The sequence below is a fragment of the Paenibacillus sp. FSL H3-0329 genome, assembly GCF_037963285.1.
Classification (GTDB): Bacteria; Bacillota; Bacilli; order Paenibacillales; family Paenibacillaceae; genus Paenibacillus_AQ; species Paenibacillus_AQ odorifer.
In genome coordinates this window covers 1,546,580-1,573,064 of record NZ_CP150150.1, presented here as the reverse complement: position 1 = coordinate 1,573,064, position 26,485 = coordinate 1,546,580, and the positions used below count along the sequence as shown (strand labels likewise).

At 47.4% G+C, this 26,485-nt stretch carries 14 protein-coding genes and 1 pseudogene; 2 read left to right on the top strand and 13 right to left on the bottom strand.

Annotated elements, in window-relative coordinates:
• Position 1: 1 nt before the first annotated feature.
• From NSQ66_RS06900 to NSQ66_RS06885, 4 genes and pseudogenes are all read right to left on the bottom strand, one after another.
• A complete protein-coding gene (locus NSQ66_RS06900; RefSeq protein WP_076141130.1) occupies positions 2–466 on the bottom strand; it encodes a hypothetical protein in 465 nt (154 codons plus the stop codon).
• Between the two features lie 12 nt (positions 467–478).
• Positions 479–3,040, bottom strand: a complete 2,562-nt coding sequence (locus NSQ66_RS06895) for a dynamin family protein (protein ID WP_076141129.1) — start codon at positions 3,038–3,040, stop codon at positions 479–481.
• A 571-nt stretch (positions 3,041–3,611) separates the two neighbouring features.
• Positions 3,612–3,758: pseudogene (locus tag NSQ66_RS06890) on the bottom strand (sigma factor); the annotation flags it as partial.
• 43 nt (positions 3,759–3,801) lie between these two features.
• Entirely contained in the window at positions 3,802–4,059 is a 258-nt protein-coding gene (locus NSQ66_RS06885) for a hypothetical protein (RefSeq protein ID WP_076287131.1), read from the bottom strand.
• A 602-nt stretch (positions 4,060–4,661) separates the two neighbouring features.
• Between NSQ66_RS06885 and NSQ66_RS06880 the strand changes: the two genes are divergently transcribed.
• Positions 4,662–7,820, top strand: coding sequence for an amidase family protein (locus NSQ66_RS06880; protein WP_081388055.1), 3,159 nt, complete (start codon positions 4,662–4,664; stop codon positions 7,818–7,820).
• Positions 7,821–8,038: 218 nt separating this feature from the next.
• Here NSQ66_RS06880 and sigK read toward each other — a convergent pair whose 3' ends face one another.
• The 5 genes from sigK to NSQ66_RS06855 form a co-directional block, all read right to left on the bottom strand.
• The gene (gene sigK / locus NSQ66_RS06875; RefSeq protein ID WP_036675850.1) at positions 8,039–8,740 is read right to left on the bottom strand and encodes an RNA polymerase sporulation sigma factor SigK; all 702 of its coding nucleotides are present in this window, start codon (positions 8,738–8,740) and stop codon (positions 8,039–8,041) included.
• A 206-nt stretch (positions 8,741–8,946) separates the two neighbouring features.
• Positions 8,947–10,806, bottom strand: a complete 1,860-nt coding sequence (locus NSQ66_RS06870) for a DUF2264 domain-containing protein (RefSeq protein WP_076141128.1) — start codon at positions 10,804–10,806, stop codon at positions 8,947–8,949.
• Between the two features lie 10 nt (positions 10,807–10,816).
• Positions 10,817–11,953, bottom strand: coding sequence for a glycoside hydrolase family 88 protein (locus NSQ66_RS06865; protein WP_076141127.1), 1,137 nt, complete (start codon positions 11,951–11,953; stop codon positions 10,817–10,819).
• 72 nt (positions 11,954–12,025) lie between these two features.
• Positions 12,026–13,837 (bottom strand): heparinase II/III family protein, encoded by a 1,812-nt coding sequence (locus NSQ66_RS06860; RefSeq protein WP_076141126.1) that lies wholly within the window; start codon positions 13,835–13,837, stop codon positions 12,026–12,028.
• A gap of 73 nt (positions 13,838–13,910) precedes the next feature.
• Positions 13,911–15,053: a DUF2264 domain-containing protein gene (locus NSQ66_RS06855; protein WP_076141125.1), complete on the bottom strand. Its 1,143-nt coding sequence runs from the start codon at positions 15,051–15,053 to the stop codon at positions 13,911–13,913.
• A gap of 180 nt (positions 15,054–15,233) precedes the next feature.
• On the opposite strand from NSQ66_RS06855, the gene NSQ66_RS06850 reads away from it, so the two are divergent.
• The gene (locus tag NSQ66_RS06850; RefSeq protein WP_038569280.1) at positions 15,234–16,076 is read left to right on the top strand and encodes an AraC family transcriptional regulator; all 843 of its coding nucleotides are present in this window, start codon (positions 15,234–15,236) and stop codon (positions 16,074–16,076) included.
• 160 nt (positions 16,077–16,236) lie between these two features.
• Here NSQ66_RS06850 and NSQ66_RS06845 read toward each other — a convergent pair whose 3' ends face one another.
• The 4 genes from NSQ66_RS06845 to NSQ66_RS06830 all read right to left on the bottom strand — a co-directional run bounded on the left by NSQ66_RS06845 (position 16,237) and on the right by NSQ66_RS06830 (position 26,315).
• A complete protein-coding gene (locus tag NSQ66_RS06845) occupies positions 16,237–22,929 on the bottom strand; it encodes an S-layer homology domain-containing protein (protein ID WP_141118461.1) in 6,693 nt (2,230 codons plus the stop codon).
• A 150-nt stretch (positions 22,930–23,079) separates the two neighbouring features.
• Positions 23,080–23,919, bottom strand: coding sequence for a carbohydrate ABC transporter permease (locus NSQ66_RS06840; protein ID WP_080742424.1), 840 nt, complete (start codon positions 23,917–23,919; stop codon positions 23,080–23,082).
• 15 nt (positions 23,920–23,934) lie between these two features.
• Complete coding sequence (locus NSQ66_RS06835; RefSeq protein ID WP_036675858.1) at positions 23,935–24,873, bottom strand: sugar ABC transporter permease; 939 nt, start codon at positions 24,871–24,873, stop codon at positions 23,935–23,937.
• A 98-nt stretch (positions 24,874–24,971) separates the two neighbouring features.
• Entirely contained in the window at positions 24,972–26,315 is a 1,344-nt protein-coding gene (locus NSQ66_RS06830; RefSeq protein WP_038569278.1) for a sugar ABC transporter substrate-binding protein, read from the bottom strand.
• Between the last annotated feature and the right edge of the window lie 170 nt (positions 26,316–26,485).

The following is a 26,485-nucleotide window of genomic DNA, read 5'->3' as shown; positions in this document are numbered from 1 at the left end:
CTTATCGGTTTCCCCTCTTCGCAGGGAGTGTTTGTGGCGGTTCTAGCCGCTCCAGGCGCGCTTCCAGCTGGTTCATTCGCTCGTCCAGCTGCACGAAGCAGCCCTCAATCTGCTGACCCAGCCGCTGAATTCCGTCGAGCATGCTCTTATTGGTATGCTCCATAGCCTCATGAAGCTGCTTGATTTGCTCGTCCGCCCCGCTGGCGCTGGAACTCATTTTCCGCTGGAGGACGTTCAGCTCGCTTCTCAGCTCGGACATTTGATCCTGTACAGCCGCAACTTGCAGTTGTACGGTGCTTTCCGTAACCTTCTGCAGCTTGTTCACCGAAGCGACCGCGCTGAGCAAGTCATCTTTCAACTCCACTAATGCGCTGCGAGTCCCTTCGTACATTTCCTGTTGGACGGAATGCATGATCGATTTAGTAACTTCATCCACTTCAATCATGATGGATTTGGATTTTTTCATAGTCCCACTCCTCTATCGAATGTAAGGTCTAGCTAAACTTGCGCATACTTCCAATTCCTCATGACCGGCCAGCTGAGGGCAAATGCTCTTCAGCTTCTGGCTGATCTTCATCACATCCGGAAGCGTGACTTTGGATAAACCCGCAACCTCCGTCAAGAACAAGGAATAGATCGGATTGAACTCGTTAATGAGATAGGTACCCCGTGGCTGGGCAAAATGATTGGATATGTCCATCAGACTGCGAATCCCTTCCTCCGTGTTCTTTGCATGGATGAACTCTCTGAACGATTGACTGACCCAGTTCACGATCGCTCGGTCTGATCTTGTGTAGCTAAGGAGCAGGCTCTCTTTCACTTGGCGTATGGCGGCGCCTTGCTGCATCGAGTTGACGAGAAGGTATACGTTATATGGACTATGATTCATCGTCTGCTCTAGCTGCTTCTGTAGAGTCGGGTCTAATTCTACTTCATTCACCATCACATATTTGTGCCCGGCAATGGACTTGAAGATCCAGCCCGACTTGGAGAACCCTTCCAAATCCTTATCCGATACATGCGGATGCAGGAATCGATGACAGAAGTCCGTAACGGCTTGATTGTCCCAACCCCATATGACTGTCGTGTCGAACTTCATACGCTCCGCATTCTGAACTTGTACGAAGGAGAAGATCGTGGCGAAATAAGACTTTACAATAAACTCGCTCAAATAGAAAAGAGACAGCACCGACGGCTTCACTTCGATAAAGGATCTTTCGGCTTCTGAGCGGTTATTAAACGATGCGGACGAGGGACTCTTCGGACGGCGCGCAGCCCTCTTCGTCGCATTAGAATCGGATCGAACGTTCTCAAGAGTCTCCGACAGCCCGGACTGCTTCAACGCTTGATAGATTAACATCAAGATCTGATCGATATCTTTTCTTTCCGTCACCGCATTCTTCTTTGCGATCAGATCATCTTCTCGGCGCTGCAGCTCCTCTTCGAACAAAGTAAGAAACTGCAGAACCCGGGTTTCACTGGTCTTCGTGAAGTGCTGCAGAGGTTCGGTCACGAGTCGAAGATGATTCATTAAGTGCTCGCGTAAGGCATCGAAGTCAATAATTTCAACGTCATAGATACGGTAGACATACCCCCAGTTCGTATCAAAGAGACTGCCGAACCACCGCTTCGCTCCGCCTAGAAACTCATCCGACTTCTCCCGCCTGCGCTCCTGCGTGAACCGTTTCTTCAGTTTGAAGGCATTCTCTCGCTTCTTAACAGGCAACATTTCCGACTTGTAATCGTCAAGATTCAAGTTCAGCTTACGGCAGCGTTCGATCAGCAATCGATCCAGCTGGCGCATGGCTTCAATGATGCTGCGCTCACAAGCCTCGGTCTGGCCCCTGAGCTGATCCAGAACCCGCTGCGCTTGACTCACATTCTTCTTATCCAGTTGCTCGATTTCATTGATGGTGGTGCTATACATAGCTGCTATTTCTTTGATCATTTGCTGCATCTTGCTCATGGTCTGATAGTACTTGTCATTCAGAGCAGCTTCCTGAGCTTTATCCGCTTGAATTTCTTGGAACATAGAATCGAATTGATTGTCTGCTTTCGTTCCTGTTCCATTCGAGGCTCCGGAGTTCATGCCTTCCATCTGGAATAGCTCATCGAAATGATGCTTGATCTGGCGAAGACGGTTCGCACGGAACACGGGCTTTAACACATCAACCTGCTCCTGTACGGAGCGGATCAGTGTATCAAAACGGGATTGCTTATACAGCGATTCCTTCTTCTGCACCTTACCGTCCAAGGCTTGCCTCGCCGATACCTGAACGATCTGCACTTGATTAGCCAGACTCGGACTGACTTTGCTGACGATTCGCTGAACCCGCTGTCGAAGATCATCCGCCACATCTTCAGCTCGCTTCAGAGTTTCCCCCCGAACGCCCTTCTTGGACACGACCGAGTCCAGCATATTCTGAATAATGATGAGGGGCTTGCTATGCTCGTGAATCGATTTGACAATCTTATAGGTGGATTCATCGGAGTTGGTCTTTAAGGTTGTCATGTACAAGCAGCCGTCGACATGAGGAAGCAGCGTCTCCATGGTCAGCGCCTCATGCCGCTCCAATCCGTAGGCTTCGAGGCCCGGGCTGTCGATAATCTTAATGGAGCTGTCTATAGCAAAATGAGGCGATTGAAGCTCGATCGAGGACACCAGCTTTCGGTTCTCGGGGTTAAATTTCTCATCGGCGTACCCTTCCAAGTCCATCGTTAGCCGTTTCCCTGTCAGCCGCTGCGATGGCTTCCCCTCAAAGTGGACTATCGCTTTCTCTTGGTCTCCACGCACACAGGTAATTAGAATGCCCGAGCTCGGTCTCACAGCGGCAGGCAGCAGCGCTTTGCCTAATAAGGCGTTGATGAAGGTAGATTTGCCGCTGCTGGTTACGCCGATCAAGCCTAGTTGAATGTGCGACCTGCTCCAAAAAACTTTCCTCTCCTCCAGCCAGCGAATATCGGACTGGAAGTAGTTCGATGCTGCAGAAGTCAGCCTACAATAATGGATTAATTGATCTACGAGTTCCAATTCGTTCAAACCATTCGTCCTCCAGTATTTCAAATCATTAACATCATCAATATAGTATAATAACATACAAGAATATAAGCCTATACTCTTTAATGAATCTTTAGACCCAACCTATTTTATCACAGGTAGAAGTCTGTGGTCTGTCACGGAACATTCGTTTGGTTTGTTCGCAAAAAAAGAACCAATCTTCATAACTGGTTCGGGCAAATCTTATATTGTATTCAATCGTCAAACCTTCTCAGTAACTATCCCGGATACAATGGGAATTGGACCGAGAGATCCTTCACCAAACCGCAAACCTTCTCTTGGACGTCTTCGTTTTGTTATTTATGATCTACAAGGGAGCAGTTTCTTGTAGGGGCCTAGGACCCAATAGAAATGCTTTCTTCAATCTCCCCCAATGGGGCGGTTTACCTTCTTTTATGAAAATCATCGAAAAAGCAATCGGTTAAAACCCGGTTGCTCTTCTTACGTTTAAATAGTATATAATTACTCAAAATGATGGATTTTAAAATAAGCCAAATGAAAAGCCAGCATATACCGTGTGACTTCCTTATTATAATTTTTGTAACACTAATGACATTAGGATCTCGTTTTCAATACAACGTGCTGCAAATGTGGCTAGTTTGCTTCCTTTGTTTGGACGATAGCTCTCAATAGCTTTAATTTGACAGATAGTGCCGATGGAGATCAAATCCTCCATGTCTTCCACAGTATTATCGATTTCTTAAGGTTATGGACAACGATGTGAGGTCAAAAAAATAAACCAATTACGATCGATTCTGATTCGAATTGGTTTCCTTTTGCATATTATATTTAATTTGTAGTTTCCGATTGATTTCTTGTGTACATCCTGGTAATCCATTTAAATAACGCTTTACTTGATCAATCAACTCTAAGTGAGATATCAGAATATTCATACTTGTTAAATTGCGTCTAACAATATCCTCGGTTTCAATATGATAGCCACCGTTTTTCACACGTAGAGCAATACATTCAATATTTAGCCGAACATCTGCTAGTCCCATATAAAACACAATAATTTCAAAGCCTTGTTCCTTTGCATCCTCATCTGCCTTATAACGTTACCACCCGCTAAAGGGTTTCCACAATGAAATCTCACTTATTCCAGATACACTACCTGGCTATTCTTATGGCTTCTTTCCCAGCAGATACTTTACTCTTTTCAGGATGCCCATTAGTGATCTTGCGGCTATGCATCTGGAATCATCAGTGATTCTGCCTTATGCCATGCTCCGATATAGAATCTTCAATCTTCCACTTTCATGAAATGAAAAACATAATATTCTCCGTTAATTTTTAGCTATTCCTTTTCTTTTTCATTTCGTCAAATTCACATAAAGTTAAGTAAAATTCAAGGTTTTTGGTGATGCAGCTGGATGATGATACTCAATATCCTATGGATTCTCCAAAAGCTATCATAAAATGTAATATATTTAACGCAATAGTTTACATATACATTACATTATATAATTAAAAAAGCTATTTTTTTCTTTTTACAAACTTAAAATATATTAAATTCATAATATTCATTGACTGAAACAAATACTAGTGTTATATTTCCTAACATTAAATAATAAAATACATACAGGAAAAGGAGATTACGCACATGAATAAGTTCAAACGTCTACGTGAAACTAAAAGAGAGCATTCTGGTTCCACCCGATCTGAATATTCACCAGCAAAAAAAAATTGGAGTAAAAAGCAATTTATAGCTACTTCAATTGTGTTATCTGTTATTGCTACGAGTGTAATTCCGTTCCAAACAGCTGACGCTTTAACTAGAGTTACTTCAGAAAGTGGCACAGTATGGGAGATTCACGATGTCTTTGCTCCTAGCTTAGACACAGGAAGTTTACGTACAGTTGGTGCTACACAAGTACAAGGTTTCGGCAATATCTTTGTTAAAGTGTCCTCGCCTTCAGCTCCACTGATGAATGGTCAAATGATGCGTGGGTTTGACTTGAAATATGACGGCGTTAATAAGTTTACTTCGGCTCAATCTGTAAATCTAGGAAATGTAACTGTAACACGTGAGGTGTATGTGGATACTATTCATAATCGAACGAGATTCTTTGATACTATCACTAATAAAAATGATGTGGCAATAAAAGTTGATGTATCATTCGGTGGCTCTTTAGGATATGGTACAACAACAAATGCTTCAGTAGTTAAGGCAACCTATTCAGGCGATCTAAAGGTAACTACAGATGATTCATGGATTGTTGTAGATAGTAGCGCCAAAAACAATAAGCCGCTAGGCGTTGCAGTGGGATCTCCAAAGCCGTTTGATAATGGATTAACCGGTCTAGGTAATCAGCAACAGGATCCATTCACAATACCCTTAGCTGAGCATGGAAATGAAGCGAATTTCTATGGGTTCATTAATTCACTAAATATTGGGCCGGGCGAATCGAAATCCCTAGTAAATTATGTGCAAGTTGGAGAAGCTGGTGAAGAAGGGTTGAAAAATCTGGTTGCTATGCTAGATGGACTTAATAGTCTGCTGGATGTAACAGGATTAACAAACGCACAAATTCGGTCAATTAGCAACTGGGATATATCTGCTATAGAGGGACTTGATACTGGAGATCATCTGGTTATTCCAACTGCTCCTGCACCTAAAGAATTAGTAACTTCATCGCCGTATGATGTTAAGAATAAATCCATTGCAGAAATGCAGCAGGATATGATTAATGGCAAAACTACTTCTGTACAAATTACTCAAGCCTATTTAGATAGAATCAAGGTATACGATGAGGGACAATTGGGATTCCATGCATTCCTGCATGTATCTGAAACTGCGCTTAACCAAGCAAAAGCTGCTGACGATGCCCGTGCACAAGGTGTAAAAGGTGATTTATTGGGTATTCCAATTGCGATAAAAGATATTTATGATACAAAGGATATGCCTACTACCGGTGGCAGTAAAGCTCTTGAAGGCTGGCAGCCTGATTCTGATGCATTCCAAGTGAAAAAACTGCGGGAAGCTGGAGCTGTAATTATTGGTAAAGTAAACACTTCTGAGTTTGCTAACAGCGGAAGCTTTAGTGAAAGCGGCTGGCAGCAAACATGGAATGCACTCTATCCATCGAAAACATCTTTTGGCTCAAGCGGCGGGTCTGCAGTATCTGTTGCAGCTGATTTTGCAGCAGCAGCAATGGGATCGCAAACAGGGGTATCTCTATATGCACCAACTACAGGCGCTAGCTTAAAAAGCTTCCGGGGTACAGACGGTATGGCAAGTACTACAGGTGTACTGCCACTCACTTGGGGACAAGATTATGCAGGTCCCATTGCCAAAACAGTAACTGACCTAGCCATTATATTGAATGCTACAACGGGTACGGACCCACAGGATATTTTCACAGTCACTGCTGATGCAGATCATAAGCGTCCAGTGGATTGGAAGGAATCTCTGGATGCTAATGCATTGAAGGGAAAGAAAATTGGATACATTCCTGCATCCTTTGTATCTGCATATGCTGATGATGATACTGGACAGGCAGTGATGGATAAGTTCTCAGAGCTTCAAGCAGCGGGGGCGACAATGGTTGAAATGTCAGCTGTACCATCAGGCCCTAGTCGTCCTTCAGGTATTAATGGATCTACTGAAGGTTGGGCACGTTATATTGAGCTTCATAAGGACTTCCCTTATATTGATGGAGCAAGTGTACTAGCTTCAGATAAAGTGCTTATCTATAATCAAAGAGGATATAGTACCCCAACTCGTATGACTGAACAGGCTGTACAAGATTACATTAAGTATAGAACTGACTATAAGGAAGTTATCAAAGGCTGGATGGACGCGAATGGTGTTGATGCTGTTGTTTATGCAGGTTTTATTAGCGACGTATATAACAATGACGCAGCAGCTTCTCAATTAAGTTCAGACCGTAACACAGGCGTATTAACCTCTACTATGGGTCTACCTACGGTAGTTGTTCCTGTAGGAACGAATGACAGCGGATATTCTATCTCTATGCAACTGGTTGGTAGAGCATGGGACGATGCAAAAGTTTTAGGCATGAGCTACGCTCTTGAGCAACAAAGTCAAGCTAGACTACTTACAACATTTGCTCCAGCACTTCAATACGTTTCAAACTCTACTAATCCTGATCCAAACACAGATAATGGACCAACCCATCCAAATACTGGAGGAGGTACAGTGACACCTCCAGCAATAACAACGCCTATAGAAACACCGGCACCTGCAGAAACAATAACACCAGCAGATAAGCCGAAAGTTGTTAGTTTTGTAGATACAATGAATCATTGGGCAAAAGCAAGCATTGACGCACTAATTGCTAAGGGATTATTGACCGGTTATTCCGATGGAACATTTCGCCCAAATTCAGGTTTGACTCGTGCCGAAGCAATTAAAGTAATTGCAACTTACATGGGACTTGAAGGACAAGAAAGTAACTTTATAGATGTATCTCCAACTCATTGGGCGAATAAGTTTATCGGTGCAGCTGCCGGATCAGGCTTGATGAACGGATATAGTGACGGAAGCTTCCGTCCAGATGAGAAGATTAGTCGTGGTGAATTAGCGGCACTAATCACTCGAGCCTTTAAGCTAACAGGTACTGGAAACACATCATTCAAAGATGTTACAAGAAATGCATGGTATTATGATTCCATTGATGCACTCGCATCCAATAATATTATTACAGGATACGCAGACAGTACATTTAAGCCTGAAAAAGATATTACTAGAGCAGAGTTTGCAGCAATTGTTTCCAGATTACTAGAAACTACTAATTAAAAGAAATTCAATTAAAAATGACAGAGTACTCGAGTAACCACGTTTACAGGAAGGGCCATCCCGAAAGGGATGGCCTTATAACTTGCCGTTACAGATAGTGCGATGAACCGTATCATAAGTAGGGCGAACCCTATCCACACAAAAAACGACTCATCCGTAGACAAGTCGCTTTCAAGTTTTATTATTAATGGATTATTACTGTGTAATTGTCATCAGTCTCACCGCTTCGCCTTATAAAACTCATGATAAAGCTTCATGAGCGCCCTCTTCTCTATCCTCGAAACATAACTCCGCGAGATCCCCAACTCCTTAGCAATCTCCCGCTGTGTCCTCTCTTCTCCACCTGTATCCAGCCCAAACCTACCCACCACAACTTCTTTCTCCCGGTCATCCAGAATATCTAGGTTGCGATATATCTTACTCTTCTCGATCTTCAGATCTACTTCTTTAATGACATCATCAGCCTCGGAGCCAAGGATATCGATCAAAGTAATTTCATTACCTTCCTTGTCTGTCCCAATCGGATCGTGCAGAGATACATCTTTACGAGTCTTCTTCAAGGATCTTAGGTGCATCAGAATTTCGTTTTCGATACAACGGGCAGCAAAAGTGGCCAGCTTTGTGCCTTTGTTGGGGCGATAGCTCTCGATGGCTTTAATCAGGCCGATGGTGCCGATGGAGATCAGATCCTCCATGTCTTCTCCGGTGTTATCGAATTTTTTCACTATATGGGCAACGAGCCGCAAATTATGCTCAATCAACAAATTGCGGGCCTTGGCATCTCCCTCAGCCATCATCCCTAAGTATCGGCTTTCCTCCTGCTCCGAGAGCGGTTGTGGAAATGCATTATTCCTTACGTATGATACCAGCAGCGTCAGTTCTTTGATCAGCAACGCAATCGTGCTTAAGAATCCAGGCAACTTGGCGACACCTCCCGCACTTGTACAATGAAACCGATCTGTTTGCCTTACGGGTTCATGGTCATCCTTATTGTATGTGGGCGTGCGCCTAGAAGTGCCTGTACGGGGGAAATTGTACAACCACAGAAATTTATTTTTTATACGAGAAATCAGTCATACTCTACTCATTCACTTGTCTTTTAACACGATGTTGTTAGCGGTAATTCTCACTCTCTTCTGATAATAAACTCCTCTTCTCTAGACGTAAGAACCTTAATGATGTCCTTATCAAAAGTAACCTTCAAAATAGACTCTGGTAATTGTTCAAGAATACCCCCGCAAGAATCTCCCGACGGATCACCGTACACAGCCGAAGCCAGCCAGTGGATTCCAGGTTCAAGGAAAGTCGTCAGTGTAGGCAAAACAGTCCGGGGATGAAGCAGGTTTGTGTTGGCATTAGGCCAAATTAGCTCCGCCTTTTCATAGCCGATCAAACCCTTGACTCCGCTTGTTCCCCATGCTGTAGATACTGCGGCGGTTGTAAGGCCGATCTGCTGCTCCACCCCCGCTTCCTGACCAAGCGCGAAGCCGCCCTCTGCGGCGTCCAACGGTCGTCCGGTCTCGATCCGGTGTATCCGAATATGCCAGGGCAGCCCAGCAACGATCCAGGTCCGAACCTCCACATTAGTCCATGGCTTCCAGACGGAGTGCAGCACATTGTCCACAATTGTTGTCTCCATATTCCGCCGTCTGACCCGATACAAGTTGTCCCCGCTCTCACTCAGAGCGAGCATGGAATCAAATGCCCCTTGAGACAATCCCCATTCGGAGCGGGGCACACTGAATCCGAAGCCTGTTGAGTATACAAATTTCTCATACTTGGCAGACGTGTGGGTATGTTCATTCGTATATAGATGACCGCTGTTGAAGGCAGCCACATGGCCGGAAGCAGGTTCGCGGACAATGACAAGATGCGCAGGCTTCTGGACTATAACTGCAGGAATATCCGGCAGCGGCAGTTCTTCTTCCTTCCAGAATGGATGCTCCGCGCTGAGAGCCAATGGCAGGAATGTCTTTAACGCCCAATAGGGGGAACCGGGAGCATTATAATTCTCCGCCATGACCAAGTTGGGGTAGGTATAACCAATCGTCAGAACGCCTCCGGCATCAAAGATCGGCTGGCTGAACCACCAGCGCAAATTGCGCAGTACTAATCCTTTGACCACACCTACAGGGAATACTTCAACGCCTGCATAAACGAGGGCACCCCAGAAAGCAGACTGGGCAAAACGGTAGCTTAAGCTCCTTCCATAAGGAAGGGCAGATCCGTCCGGAGCGAACCAGCCCAAGAATTCGGTGGCAAAAAGCCGGGCCCGTTCTTTGAACACCTGTGAACGTTCCGGGTCCTCCTGTTCCATCAGCTTCGCGTACAGTAGCGCATAGTAATGGATGGCAAAAGGAACATAATAATCGCTATGCCCGTTAATTCCATCACTGTACCAGCCATCACCCAGATAAAAATCATCCATTCGCTTCAGATTGTTCTCCAGCTGCTCCGCGTCGTAGGGACAGCCGACTCTGCGGAATCCGACATTAACCAGCACGTTGAAGAACAGCCAGTTGCAGTCATAGCAAGGATGGGAATTAATCTGATTCAGCCAACTGTACAATTGCTCCTGTTCCTTCTGGGTAAGTGGTGACCAGATCTGTTCAGGAATGGCGGCTAAGGCGAAACCGAAGACCGCCATCTCTACCAGACGCTGGTCATAATCTTGAACTACACCCCAGTATTCTTCATGGGCAGGATCCGTGCCGTGGCGTATGCCATCCAGCACAGTATCCCAAAGCCCGCTTTCACCGCCTCCCATGAGCAGGGGCACTAAGCCCCACAATACCCGGGAGAAACCTTCCATTTCTGCAGTTGCAGCCGGATAGCTCGCTCCTGTTCCGCCGATTGCCAGCCGTGCACCGCCTCTGCTGTAGAGCGGCCGAAGCGGATCTGTAAGCTGTTCAAGAGCAGAGATCAGATCCTCCCGGGTCTTTAGCGGATTTTTAGCAATAGTCGTAAATGTCTTCTCAGTCTGCATTATGTGCCCCCTATTCCCAGTAGAACGGTCCGGCTTCTTTTAGCCGGGCTAGCGCTTCGACATAGAAGAAATCACCATAGATAAGCGGAACATCTATATTCCGATTCTCAGGATAGTTACTCGTACCATGAAGCAGCAATCCTTCTTCTTCTGCATTGTCCCAAGTTCCATAATTCCTATAAAGGGATTCTGTAATTCTTATAGCCCCGTTCTGATATACATGCGCCTCCGAGTCATCTACTTGGCTAGCTAACAACAGCAAGCCACTCGCTGCACAGGCACCAGCAGAGCTATCCCGAATCTCCCCAACTTCACCGGGAGCACGAAAATCCCAATGTGGAACATGATCTTCGGGCAGACGGGTCAAGAAAAAATGCGCAACCTGCTTGGCTGTATTGAGATAACTCTGCTTGCCCGTATGATGATAGGCCAATGACAGTCCGTAGAGTGCCCAGGCCGCCCCGCGCGACCAAGCCGACTCAGGCGCATAACCTTGCCCGCCAAGCTTCTCAACCACTTCGCCCGATTCCGGGTTGAAGTTGACGATGTGATAAACCGAACCATCCGGCCGGATGAAGTGCTCCAGCACCGTATCCATATGCGCCTCAGCGATATGTCGATAACGTGGATCCCCTGTTACTTCGGAGGCCCAAAAAAGCAGGCTGGTATTCATGCAGCAATCGATAATGGCTACCCCACTGTTATCCTCGCCTTCACTCCATGGATTCCAGGCCCGGATGTAGCTTCCTTTCAGATTGAAGCGGGCCGCCAGATAGTTGGCTGCCTTCAACGCCCGGACTCGTGATGCCTCTCTGCCCGTGAGCTTGTAGTTCGCAACACTGGTCAACAGCAACATAAAACCTAGGTCATGGTCCAGCTTCACATAACCATCCAGCACCTCGTCAAGCCGTTCCTCACACCGCTCAGCAACCGCTTTCAAATCCTCATCACCACTCTCAGCATAGAGCTGCCAGAGCATTCCCGGCCAAAAGCCGGCCGTCCACCAGTTTGGTGCTTCAAGCACGTATTTACCGCCTTGACTGGCATGGGGGAATTCTGCACCGATTCTCCGGCTGTTCGTTCTAGTCTTCTCCAAGGCTTTGCCCCAAGCCTCGTCTACCCAAGCTTGCTTTACTAATCTACTCATCTAAATCCCGCCTTTATTCGAATTAGCCTCTACCCTCTGATAGAGGACTTTTTATAAGCTCATGCCCATCTTTTATAGAAATTGAAAAGTAAATAGCAGTTTGCCCTCCGCGCCAAGCTGAAGCACATGGAAGTCCAGACTATACCAGAGCTTCTCCATGCCAAAATGATCCCGGTACACATGCACAGTAATCTCCGGCTCAACTTTCAGCGAATCGTATGTCACTTCAACGCCGCGAGCCGTAGTCCCCGGCAGCAGCAAGGTACCCGGATGAAGGAGCTTAGGCTCACGCCAGGTGACAAACCGCTCCGTCCAGCTCGCCGGAATTCCCGCATACCGGTAAGTGTCTGTCAGCTCCAGCCGAGGACGTTCCTCTTTATGCCAGACGAACGAACGGATTAAGGACTGTAGTCCTGTTACCTGATAAGCCTGTGTCAGATCCAGTGTCAGCTCATCATTCTCCTCCGCCGCCGATGCATGCAGCACTGTGGAGCTGAACTCCCGACCGGCCAGCTGATACTGGCCATCAATGATCGGCAGCGAATGACCCTGCGATCCATTGCAGTCATACTGGTAACGGCCAGCCCCAAAATAATCAGCAGTATACTCTCCGCTCCCAAGATCGGATGCGTAGATTTCTCCCCGGCCGCTCAGAATGAAATGTCCCAGATCATTATGGTTATGCGGTTCAGCATTGTGCCCGCCCTTGGCTGCGAATCCGAATGAACCCGCCTCCGACATATAACGCGAGACAAGCCAAGCGGCATCAGGGAGAAAATAGCTGGCGGCTCGCCAAGCTTCGTCCTCCTTGCCTGCCCTGGTCCAGATCAGATTGCGGAATGCCGGTGCAAAGCGGCTGCAATGATCTTCAGTGTAAGGAGCACGCAAAGCGGATGGGGGGCGTTCGACATCCGTACAGACTTCCGCCAGATAATGGGACAATCCCATATGTACTAGCACCTGAGGCACTGAATCAGAGAAATTGGCTACATGACTTCCGTCAATGAAACATTTTTGTTGGAAGCGCGCGATTTGCGCTACCTTCTCTTGCTTGAACCAGTCCAGTCTGCCTGCGCTTCTGGAACAGAGCAGATCGCTATAATAAGTGAAATAACCAAACCCATAATTCCAGTACCCAAGGCCTTCCAGACAGGCACCATCCTCACCGAACCCTTCCAGGTAATACAACATGGCGCGCTCTGTCCTCAGCAGAATATCCGCAAGCATGGCCGGGTCCTCCACAGACAGCAAGGCAGCAGCCCCGATTGATCCCGCACAGACCGCTGCCCAATTATGCCGCGCTGTCTCCCAATCATAAGGGCCATTTTCAAGAAATGGACGAAACAGTCTCCGCTCTACTTCATGGTGGATTCGGGATCTCAGAAGCTGCGAAAGTCGTTCCCCGAGCAAAAGTAAAACTTCACTTAAAGTAAATCCGGTCTCGGAAGAAAACAGATCAATATACCGGTTGATATCAGCTGCATTATGATCCGCTGGGAGGTGGGCCGGAAGACACCAGGTGTACTCATCGCATATAGCCCAGAGGATGTCCTCCAGCTTCTCCAGTACTTCCGGATGTTCCGGCTCCAGCAAAGCCAGAAATACATAAGTATTCAGCCTTCTTCTCCGTTCAAAATAGACCCGTTCATATTCCAGCCTCGAACCCGTACGCGAATAAATGGAAAATAACGTATACGACAGTTCAGGTATAGACTGCCCGTCCAGCCTTACCGCCTCCGCGCGGATCTCGCTGCTATCTGCCTGTAGTACTCCCGATGATAACGCCCGTTTCCAAAAAGCAGCCGCATCCACCTTTGAATAATACAAGCTCAGATCGACTGGCTTCATTTTATGCACTATTTCCAAAAGCATCTGTTTATTCATGCCTTACTTCCTCCTTATAAGTCAGTCAGATCCGCGAAGCATCCTATTCTTCACTAATATGGCTGGATACTTTTTATTCCAAGGCATGATCTCTCATAACATCCTCACCGGCTGCAATTTTTAGTGAAGTCCATTTCATCTCTTCCCCTGACCAGAAAGGATCGGAAGGGAGCAGCCCCAGCGGGAGGAATACGGAGGCGCATAAATAAAGACTGCCTGTATTGATATAGCTCTCCGCAAGCTCCGGCTGATAACCGTATACCCCCGGACGTAGCCATCCGGACTCATCCAGCGTATCCGGATATTCCATAATTCGCGTAATCACAGCTGTCAAAGCGCAGCGTACCTGTGCAGGGGGCAATGCTTCCTCCAAAAAATGCTGCAGCGCCGCCTGCGACAGCAGTTGAAACGCCCCAAAACGGTAAACGATCGAACGCCCGATAAAGGGATAGGTTCCATCCGGTGCAATGATCCGTTCGAGAACAGTAGCGTATCGCTGTGCCCGTTCCAGAATCAGCGGTTTCAATGCGGAATATTGCTCCGACTCCTGTTCAAAAAGTGCTACCACATCCACCAGCATCGGCTGAATAACAAAGCTGTTGTAATAATCCCAGTGAAAGTCCTTGCCATCCCCGTAAACTCCGTCGCCCTTATACCAATCCATGAACATATGGACCGCATAACCAACGCGCATCCGGTCATATTCAGGATCGCCGAGTATATACAAAGCGGCTTCCACCATTGCACTGAACAGCAGCCAGTTGCTTCCGCTTGGCGCTGTCCGGCGTGTCTGCTTCAACGCTGTTATTAAGTTCCCTTTGACCCGCGCACTCAGCTTGGCGGCAAGCTGCTTTGGTGCACGAACCAGCGCGTGTGCCAGGAATGCCGCATCAACCAGCGGTTGGCCTTCGGTCTTGAATTCCATATAATCAGGTGAATTCGGATCAACAGCGGCATCAATGGCTTCCAGCATTAGCCCTGCATAACGTGCTCTAAGCTGTTCTTCCGCACCCTCAAGTCCCTCTAGTTCAAGCCAAGGGGCCATTCCGCAAGCCAATCTCGCAAAAGCCTCCAAATGGGCAAACTGGCTCCGGTCACTATGGAACTCTGTAGGCAGCTGTTCCTTTAATTTCCGCTCAGCCAAAGCATTCAGCACAGGCCCCCCGATCAGCAGCATTGTATCCAGCCAGTATTTACGCTGTTCCTTCCCATTCATGCACAATTTCACCCTTTCAATTGCGTCTAATCAGCTACAGCTATTTCTCTTGCCTACCGCCTGAATCTTGTTATATTGCGTAATCTTCTACTATAGTTTAGTGTTGTATTATTGCAATGTCTTTGCGAATAATGATGTTTTATTGCGTATATTGTGATCAATCTGAAAGGGGCAATTCCAATGAAGCATGCCCAGTATTATGAGCCGTTCGATGGAGATATTCTGGCAGGTATCGGAAACTCGCCCATCTCACCTACCAGGGATTTTCACATCCATGATCACTATGAGATTTTCCTGTTCTTGGGCGGCAAGGTGAACGGTTTTGTAGATCAGTTTAGCTATCCCCTGCAGCGGGGCAATGTTCTGTTGTTCAACAATCACGAGATTCATAAAATCATCAATTTATCTCCAGAGCCTTATGAACGGTTGACAATCCATTTCAAAGCTCCACTTGTCTATCCCTTCTGTACCGCATCTACAAATCTGCTCGCTTGTTTCCAGAACCGCCAGCCCGGAGAACATAATCTCGCGCAAATGGATGAACCGCTGATTGCAGAGTATACAACCCTTGCTTCCCGCCTGATTGAGACATTAGAGAATCAGCAGTACGGGAGCGAAGTTCTGGCTCTGACCTACCTGGTTCAAATCCTCGTCCTCATCAATGAGCTGTACAGCCGTACCCGATCCACCGTGCCCAGCATTATTTCCTCACATATTCAATCAGCCATGAGCTATATCGACAACCACTTGCATCTAAATCTGTCACTGGAGCAAATCGCTGGAGAACTGAACGTCGATAAATATTATCTCAGCCATCTGTTCAAACAGCAGACAGGCGGAACCATCTACCGTTACGTCTTGCTCAAAAAAATAGCGTTATCCAAGCAGCTCTTGTCCGCCGGGAACTCCGTATCCGATACCTGCTATCTGTCCGGCTTTAACGATTATGCCAATTTCATCCGTACCTTCAAGAACATCACGGGCATTCCACCTGGGAAATATGGTAAAAGAGCTGAGCTATAAAACTCAAATTCAAGGATTTTTCAAAAAAAGATGCACTCGCAACTGCGGTGAATAGTTGGACTTCCGGCCGCTGTTTTCCTAAGTACTCCCTGCCTCTCCAAATCTATAAAGAACCTGGCAGCCCGCTTAATGCAGCCTGCCAGGTTCTTTGAAATGCTACTTACAAATATCCCAGCAGATTGGAGATAACTTGCGCACCTTCGGCACGGGTCATCGTCTCTTGTGGCGCGAATTGCTTATTGCCGCGTCCCTTGATCAGTCCCGCCTGTTCGGCGATATTTGCTGCGCTCTTCGCCCAGTCATGAATCCGGGAATAATCACTGAACGATCCTACAGCAGGTTCATTGGTCCCGCTTCCCTGCAAATATTCATAAGCACGAACGATCATCACAGCCATTTCCTCGCGGGTAATGCTCTGATCCGGTGCGAACGAATCTGCACTTCGTCCGAGCACGATGCCAGCTCTGCTAACAGCTGCAACGGCTTCGGCATACCAGGCCTTGGAATCCACATCACCAAATGTTGCATGGCTCCCTGCCTTAAGCCCAAGCGCACGTGCAATCATAGCAGCGAATTGTGCCCTAGTTACATCCCCTTGCGGATTAAATTCCGTACTGGAAATGCCTTCGATAATATGCTTCGCGGCCATGGTCTTAATCACATTAGTGGCCCAGCTGTCACTGCTGACATCCGTGAACAGCTTATCGTATTCCAGGACCGCATACTGGCTGAAATGCCGTATTTCAGCAGTCCACTTACCATTAGTCAACGTTCCGCCCATGAAATCAAGCGCACCATTTGCAGAAATATAGTAGCTGCCTAGCAAGCTTATATTGGCATCTGGATCTACGTTGAACGTAAGTGTCAACGGTTTATCAAAAGCAGTTACCGTTACAGCAGTGCCGTTCGCAGCAACAACCTCCAAGCTGAAGTTGATCACATCACTTGCCGCAGATAAATGTACGGAACCATTAACAGCCCGATTATTGATTAACTGTTCCACAGCATCTCTGGATACCTTCACTGCTGAGAGCTTAATTCGCGCCCCCTCCGTTTGACCTCCAATAGCTTTTTCTTGAATGCTCTTCAGCACTTCTGGGGTCAGATCGATAGCAACCTTACTCCAAGCCAGACGTAGAGTGTTCTCTCCGATGATTCCTGATAGTCCTGCTGGAAGCAGTATGGATTCTGTAGCTTCAGTGAGCTGAACCGTTATTACTCCTCCAACCGGTGCCGCAAAATCCTTTCGATCAAGAACCTTTTCGGCCTGCGGCAGCGGTGTTGGCGCCGGGGACGGGGTGACTGCTGGCGTTGGTGCTGCCGTCCACACTGGTGCTTCCGTTGGCGCCGGCGTAGATGTTGGTGCTGTTGTTGGCTCCGGTTCCGGCGTTGGTGTTGGTGTTGGTGTTGGTGTTGGTGTTGGTGTTGGTGTCACTACCGGAGGTTGCTCTGCTTCGCCCACTGTCACGGTTCTAGTCACTTCGATAGCCGCGTTGCCCGCCGCATCACTCACATTATAATGATAGGTGTAGATGCCTGCCGCCTTAGTGTCCAGTGCCAGTACATTCTCCTCATTCTTCGTAATCGTTGCTACAATGTGCTCCGTAATGTCGCCGTCACGGTCATCTACCGCTGTGGCTCCGGCATCCGTATAGCTTGCGCCATTTTCCAGTTGAATGGATGGTTCACCAAGCAGTGTAATCACCGGCTTCATTACATCCGGATCAAGTGCAACGACTACTTTTCTTGTCACTTCCGCAGCCGCATTGCCTGCAGTATCGCTGACATTATAATGGAAGGTATAAATATCAGCTTTCGCCGTATCGAGAGCAGTCAAGCCGTATACTTCACTGCTAACTGTTGTAGTTATACGGTCTGTAATATCACCATCCTTGTCATCATAAGCAGTCGCTCCTGCATCTGTATATTCAGAACCGATGTGCAAAATCACTGTCGCATCACCTAACAGAGTAATCAAAGGCTGAACAGTATCCGGCTCCGGCAGCTTGATTGTTCCGCTCGCTGAACTGTCCGCTGTAGCCTCTCCCTTACTCAGTGATACCGTAAAGCTGAAGCTGCCGTTAGTCTCATCGGTTGCTTCTTGGAAGGAAGCCAAGGTAATCTCACCGATCGCAACTCCAGTATCATTGAGACCGGGCAGAGCGCCTATCGTCTGCAGCAGCCAAGTCTGGACAGCTTCTTCGCTGTTTGCCGCTTCCTTCTGCACGCTGTATACCGCACCTTCTATGATACTCTTAGCCTCATTTACAGCCTGCTCATTAGCAACGCTGGCTTTATCTCTAGCTACAGCCACATAGCTGATCAATGCAGCCTGATTGCCTGAATACGTATTGTTTATTGAGTATTTCACAGTACCGCTCACCGGAAGCGTGAAGTCATAGTTAATCATAGCGCCATTAGGACCTGCGACGAGGCCGGTTCGGACCGGTTTGGTCACTTCTTTCCCTTCAGCGTCAATATAGCTGAGCGTAATATCCATCGTGCGGTTGGTGTTGTTCCACCAGTCCCGATGGAATGACGTAATCGTATATTTGCCTGCGTTCAAAGGGAGCAGGTATACAAGTGGATTATTTTTTGTATCCGAACCATAAACACCTGTCTGACTTTTATCAGAAGGAACTACAGCGCCACCAAGCCCCTTGAGGAGGTACTTAGTACTGGTATGCCCCCATACGCTATTGCCTGTCGAAGGCTGATCCGCCTTGTTATTAAGCAAGCTGTCACCTACAAAATCCTTGATTAACGTATACGGCGGCGTGATACCGTCCACCGATACACCAGCATCGAGGAAGTATAAGAGCCCCTCCGGCACCACTTCCACATAACAAGTTGTTTTCAGATTTCCATAAGTGCCGGTTACAGCTACCCGTTCATACGGATTATTGAAGCTGGCCGCATTTACATTCCACTTTACTGATACCAGCAATTTGGATCCGTCTGCCCGAGTGGCTTCCACCTTGTCTGGAAGATTCGGCAGTTTTCCGGCATAAGTAGCCAAATCCTGAGGAGCGACAAGCTCCCGTATATCTCCCGTAGTCAACTGGTTCTGGGCGGAGATCAGGCGTGCTTCAAGCTGAGTAACTCCTTCCTGATCCAATTTGTATAAAATAGGATTATCCAGCGCTTCCTGTGCAGCGCTCTGTGCATCTACGAAGAGCTGCCAGTCTCTGTCCGAATATTCATCCTGTTTGTTCATTTCTTTCGCGGCTGTTACCGCCGCCTGAAGAGCAGCAGTATCTACAGTACCGGTTACTTCCCCGGAAACAACCGCCACCGCATCGACAACCAAGGTGCCGCTTACCACCTTTATTTGCACATGGTGCTGGCCATATTTAAGCCCGCGGAGTGTGTACGTCTGGTACAGCTCCTTGGAAGCTAATGTATCAGCCGATAGAGTAATAACTTTTCCGTCCACCGTTACCTCAAGCTTCGCCGATCCGTTATTCGCTCCTAGAATATCCAGTCCGGTACCTTCAAACGTGTATTCCATTGCAGCGTCTACAGCCTGGCTGGTAGAAAGAGAACGCTGGTAAATGTACATGCCCGCTCCGTTTATATGGCTCCACGACCCGGTATATATCAATTTAGGGTTCGGAGCAGCAGCCAGGTCATACATTTCAAGATTGTCTAAAAGCTCTGAATAATACGGCGTGTAGCCCTCAACCTTCTCCACCTTCAAATTATCGAAGCGGACGTGATAGTAGCCGCTGGCCAGATCTACCCGGCCGGACAATTCAGGAGTAGGATCGGTATAGGAAGCCAGCTTCACCCCATCCAGATAGGCGGTCACTTTATCGCCCGCAACCTGAACGGCAATATTATGCCATGCGTCATATGCGGTATCGAATCCGTCGATCTTCACGCCGCCGGAACCGTTCGCGGCATTTCCGCTCGCAACTGCGCTATTGTTGACCAGCAGCTGCCAGCCGCCGTCGAACCAGAATTTCAGCACATACGGTGTACCGGTTATGGAGTGGGAACTGCCACCTCCTTGATAACGGGCACCTATCGCAGCATAATTGGCTCCGCCCTGAGTATTGTTTGTTTCGAACGAAACATCAACACTGGCCTTGTAGTTCATCCACCGGTTGTCGCCGATGGCCGTTACTGGATCTCCGCTGTTCCATGTGCCGCCAAGCCCCATGGTTCCCGTGTCCAGCTGCTGCCGCAGGACATAATTGTCAGACCCGTCCGGAAGATAGGACTCAAATGCCCCATTGCGGTCATGGGTATAACGCGGGGTAACGCTTTGGGAACCTCCGCGGGATTCAATATAGCTCTGGGTACCCTCATATTGGCCGCCTGCACCAATCTTCACGACAGTTTGCTTAGAATAGTCAAAATCATCAGCATACAGAATGTTGTCCCCAGTACTGTGTCCCGCTCCTGTAGTATCGGTATCCAGTACGGTACGCTCGCCTTCTACAGGCAGCGGTGTATTATATTCTTCTTTGTCCTTGTTCTTCAAAGTAGACACGGTCACGGTCGAATACGGTTTAACCTTAACGGTATACACCCCGCTGCCATCAGCAGTGATATCACCGAGATACTGCATATAATTGCTGTTGAACGCTTCTCCTGCATCAGCAGCACGGGTTTCCCATACTTCCATGGATGGATTACCCGTATAAGCCATATTGACTGTCTGCAGCTTGTAGATTTTGGAATACTCGCTGTCGTTCACGATAACCGTCGAGAAATCTTTTTTATCAGGTGCTGCAAGGGTTATATAGCTAGGGGAACCGTTGCGGCCGCTGACCGGATTGGTGCCTGCCGCACCTGTGGAGCTGGCTTGAGGAACCGCTCGCCAGATCCCAGCAGTATTATCCTCGTTCTCCCAGCCTACATTCGCAAACCAGCTATAATGCTGCAAAGTGACAAGACCCGCATCATAATGAATCCAGCCTGACCACGGATCGCGCATGCTGACCAATTCCTTGAAGGAATATTGTCCGCCTTCATAAAAGGAACCAATGGCTGGCTGGTAAATAAAGTGCGTCCGGCGGGAGTTAACAAATCCTTTAATAATCGTGTTACTCATCTCCAGCGGACTGCCGACACCACCAATGCCGGTTCCTGCCACTGTAGGATCTTTCATATTGTTGTTAGGACGGAAAGAGGAATTACTGAAGGTAGACTGCGCCTCACTGTTCCAGATCTCAATATCATATTGTTCTGCGAGTTTTTTGAAATTGCCTGCGCTGTCGTCGTCCGTGTTGTAGTGGTATCCAGCAATCGGCACAGCTTCCCGCAGAGAAGGATCACTCACCATACTGGCACCGAAGCTGCCAATCCCGACTTCATCGGAAATCACAGACTTGATCCGGTTGTACAGTTCCCGCTCTTCGGCGCTGTTGAAGCCTTCGCTGTCAGTCTTGACTCTCTCAGCGTACTGTTTGGTCCACGCCAAATCTGGAGCGTGCTCGTTGATATAAGGATTAACGTAATCGGCCATATAACCGTATTCACGATAAGCGGCCAGAATGGTTTTTTTGTACCAGGTATAGATTTTGTCGTTGTTATTTGCCCAGGCCGGAGCACTCCATCGCAGGATGCTCACTTTAAGATCAGGGTTCACTGCCTTGGCATCTGCGGCAAGCTGGAAGCCGGGATGCCGGGTAACATTTGCCTCTTCATCGGCCGTACGCATAGTCGCCGGGTCAGGTCCCGTGGAGTTATTGCGGTCATTGCCCATCTCGATTTTCACATGCGTCATGAGCGGATGTTCTCCACCGAACAAGATCTGTAGCATTTCTGCATAAGCCTCTGGATGCTCTGACTTATAGTCCAGCAAAAGCGCACTGGTGCTGTTAGCGCTTAGTACGCCAAATCCCTTAAATGTGAGGCCGTTGACATTGTCAGCTTGGATATCGTTGCCGTCAAGCAGAACCTTGACCATAGAAGCTGCGCTCTGTGTAGCTTCTTCGATCTGTTTCTTGATTCCGCCCTTGGCAACGGCGAACCAGCTCAAAATAGGTTTTTCGTCAGCAACATAGGCGTAAGTCAACGTCATTGGACTACTAACGTCAATGTCTCCAGGAATGGTGAATTCGCCTGAAATTAGCTTAGTCACATTAGTGTTGAACTGGTCAAACAAGATCGTCTTGGTTGCCCCGCTAGCATCCTTATACTCGATCTGAGGACGTATTACACGGGAGCGGCTGCCATACCAATCATGGAAACCGCTGCTGAGCGTATAGGTTCCAGCTTCAAGCGCTTTTAATTTATACACGATATGATTGCTGGCAGGGTCGGCACGAAGTCCGACAGTCCATAGGGACGGATCAGTAGCTGGATCGGTAAGTCCCCCGTCTTTGGAATTCTTAACCTTGTTTACGGAATCATCAAATCCCCAGTCCGCCGTACCGCTGATATACTTCTGGTCGGGGGACTGGTTGAGCAAATCGCTGCCGCTCAGCGTGCGAACCGCTTCGTACAGCGGCGAGGAAGTAGGCCCGTTGCCTACGGAATCGCCCCCTCTGCCGCTATCCACAAAGTAAACCAACGGATTACTTGCGGGCGGAATAACTTCCACACTGGCAACGACCGGCCCCCCGTTCGCTGTACCGCTGACGGTCACGGCATCGTATGGCACGGCAAAGGTATCTGCACCAATATTCCAGTTCACTGCTGTGCTCTGGCCTCCGATATCAATGCTGGATGGCAGAGTAGTATCTGCAATTGTTGTCGCCCCCATATGGGCGGCAGCGTAGATAGAATTTACGGTAGCAGCAGAGGCTGCAGACAGAGTGAATGCCGGAAACATCCCAACTACGAGCGCAGTAGTCATCGTTATTGAGAAAAACCTTTTACGAAAGTGCATTCTGTTCATTCTCTTCTCCTCCTTTGATTGTAAATCAATAAAAGAAAGCGTATTCATTTCGTTGTTAAACGAATAATCACTAGATTTTTACAGACCCCTTTGACTTATAAAAAAACCTGGCAGCCTATGAAAAATGCAACTGCCAGGTGAAATACGGTTCTAGCCCTTAATGCCCGATGCTGCAACACCTTGTACAAAGTACTTTTGCAGAGCCAGAAAAACAATTACAACCGGAATAATGGACACCACACTTGCGGCCATAATCAGGCCATATTCGGCGGAATATTGCGAGATGAACATTCTTAGTCCAATTTGGATGGTCTTGAGTTTCGTATCCGTCAGATAAATCATTGGCCCCAGGAAGTCATTCCAGGTGGCGACAAAGGTGAAGATCGTCAATGTAGACAATGCTGGCTTGGACAACGGCAGCATGATTCGCGCCCAAATTCCATATTCGCTCAAGCCGTCAATACGGGCAGCCTCGCATAATTCATCCGGAACACCTTGATAGAACTGGCGCATCAGAAATACTCCAAATGCCGAGAATGCCTGCAGCAGTATGATTGCCAAATGCGTGTTGTTAAGCCCCATGTAACGCATCAGGATAAATTGCGGCACCATGTAAGCCTGCCAAGGGATCGCAATTGTTGCAATATATCCAAGGAATAGAATGTTTTTTCCCCGGAAATGCAGTTTGGAAAACGCATACGCAGCAAAGCTGGAAGTCAGTAGTTGTAGAATCGTTACGATAATCGATAATTTCGCCGTATTGTAAATAAAACGGCCCAGCGGAATGCGTGTCCAGATATCCGCGAAATTCTCCCAGCGCGGATTCTGTGGAATCCACTGCATTGGGAAGGAAAACACATCTTTGTTCATCTTGAGTGAAGAAGACAACATCCATATATACGGAACCAGCATCGCCAGTACTGTCGCAAACAACAAAATATACACAAGAACCATAAGGCTGATTCTAAGTCCTTTACTTTTACCAACCATATCTTTTGAATCCTCCTATTGTCCGTATTTCTTCTCGCCGCGGAACTGGACGATGGTGATGCCAAGTACCAGCAGAAACAATACAATGGCCATGGCGCTGGCATATCCGTAATCAAGCGAGCGGAACGCCGTATTGTAGATTTGATACACCATAACCCTTGTAGAATCATTCAACTGGTTATCGGCGCCGGCAAATAGGTTGATAAAGATATCGTAGACTTTGAACGAATTGATGACTAGAATCATCAGAACAAAGAAAGAGGTAGGCGCCAGTTGAGGGACCGTCACATTGCGGAATCTTCTCCACGCGCCCGCACCATCAAGTTCAGCAGCCTCATACAATTCAGGGTTGATGCCCTGCAGACCTGCCAAGTAAATAACCATGTAATAACCCATGTTTTTCCACACTGTGAACAGTATTACTGTGAACATCGCCCAGTGTTTATCCGCCGCCCAGCGGGGAAGATCCTCCAGCGGGATACCGGTAAGGGTATGCAGGATATTGTTGATCGGACCCATCGTAGGACTGAAGATAAAGTTCCATACGGCAGCAACGGCTACCAGGGATGCTACATAAGGGAAAAAGAATACGGTTCTCATGAAATTGCGGGCCATTATCTTCTGATTAAGCAGGATCGCCAGCGCCAGCGCGACAATCATGGTAAACGGTACTACGCCAATAGTGTAAACAATGGTATTCCATAATGCTTTGTGAAATGTTGTATCTCTGATCAACCGGGTGAAATTGTCCAGCCCGATAAACTTCATTGGATTGGCCCCGTCCCATTTCACAAAAGCAAGGATAAAGGCAAAGAACATAGGTACCAGTGTAAACAGGGCAAATCCGATAAAGTTCGGCGCAATGAAGCTGTAAGCTACCAGGTTTTCCCGGACACCTTTTGACAAATGACGTTTAGGGATCTTTTTTGTACCCAATATGGTTTCGTTCTGCATTCTTTCTCCTCCAAACCTTCTAAAACTTCCCCACAAATCTATACGCTTTAATATAAAAGGCGGGCTTTCACCCGCCCTTAGAACCGGCTCTCTTAAGGTTAATTATTCAAGAGCTGCTGTACGCGAGCATTCATATCATCCAAACCTTCGTCAATCGAAGCATTTTTAGTCATAATATTGTCATGCGCTTCATTCAAAATAACTTCGATGTCCGCGCTCTTTTCATGCATAGGCATTTCCAGATAAGTCTTAACAGTAGTCAGTGCCGCTTTGCTGTTCTCATCCGCAGGGAAGCCCTCGATGGAAGTAATGGAATTGATAACTTCATCATTCTTAATCGCTGGAATGGTTCCGGTGGAAGCAATAACTTTAGCGCCTTCTTCACCAGTCACGAATTTCATGAAATCAAGTGCTGCTTCTTTATGTTTGGATTTCTGATTTACAGCCAGAGAAGTAATTGTACCCAGGGTTGTACCGGCTTCCACACCATCCGGATGAGGGTATTTCGCAATGCCCCAGTTAGCCGATTGGGACTCGCCGCTCTTCACTTTCTCAATCTGTGTAGCGATAAACCAGCTGCCCATGTTCATAGTAGCAACGGAATTATTGTAGAATACGCCAGAATAGTGCGTGCTTGAAGTCTTCAGTGTGGCGTAATCCATTACGATGCCGTCTTCCTGTTCTTTCAGGATCCGCTCATAGGTTGGCTTCAAGAAATCGTAGTTTCCGTCAACAACAGTGTTCTTGCCGTCCAGAATACCGAACAGTTGAACCGCACTACGCCAAGTATGGTAGTGAGCTCCGTACACTTTTTCAGAACCGCTGCCAGAAGTCATTTTTCTGGCCAACTCATCATATTGCTCGAATGTCATATCATTGCTTGGATATTCCACTCCTGCTTTGTCGAACAAATCTTTATTGTAGTAGAGAATCCAGAAATCGCTGCGAAAAGGAAGCGCATACACCTCATCGTTCACTTCGATTTGTTCTACAGTACCTCCATATACCGAAGGATCAATAGCGTTGCCACTCATAAAGCTTTTAAGCGGCTCCAGGTGATTCTGTTTCACAAGGTTCGAGTAGCCCGGAATATCTTTAATTGTAAGTACGTCCAGATCTGCGCCACCGGACAGTTGTGTGCTTAACATGGTCATATAGTCCGTCGACCCCAGATCGACATATTCGATCGTTACATTCGGATGCTCAGCTTTGTAGGCATCGATCAGTGGCTTGTAGTAAGCGGTAGCTTCCCAATCCCACAAGGCCCATTTCAAAGTCACAGGCTCCTGGCTCGGTTCAGCGGAAGCGTTTGCAGAATTCCCCGTTGCTGGAGCTGTCGTTGCAGCAGCACCTTCGTTGTTGTTATTACCAGAACATCCAGCCAGCAGACTCATGGAGAATACTGTGGCGAGGGTTATGCCATAGAATCTTTTCAGTTTCATTTAAATATCCCCTTTTCTTCTGATTGTGTAACTACGATCGGCTCTTCTGAGCTTAGTTCAAAGTTTATAGCTTTTTCCGCAAGAATGGCATGCATTATCAAACAAAGTTCATTCACTTTTCTGTGCTCTTCTTCCCTGCTCGGGTTCAAACCTGTAATTTTCTATCTAAA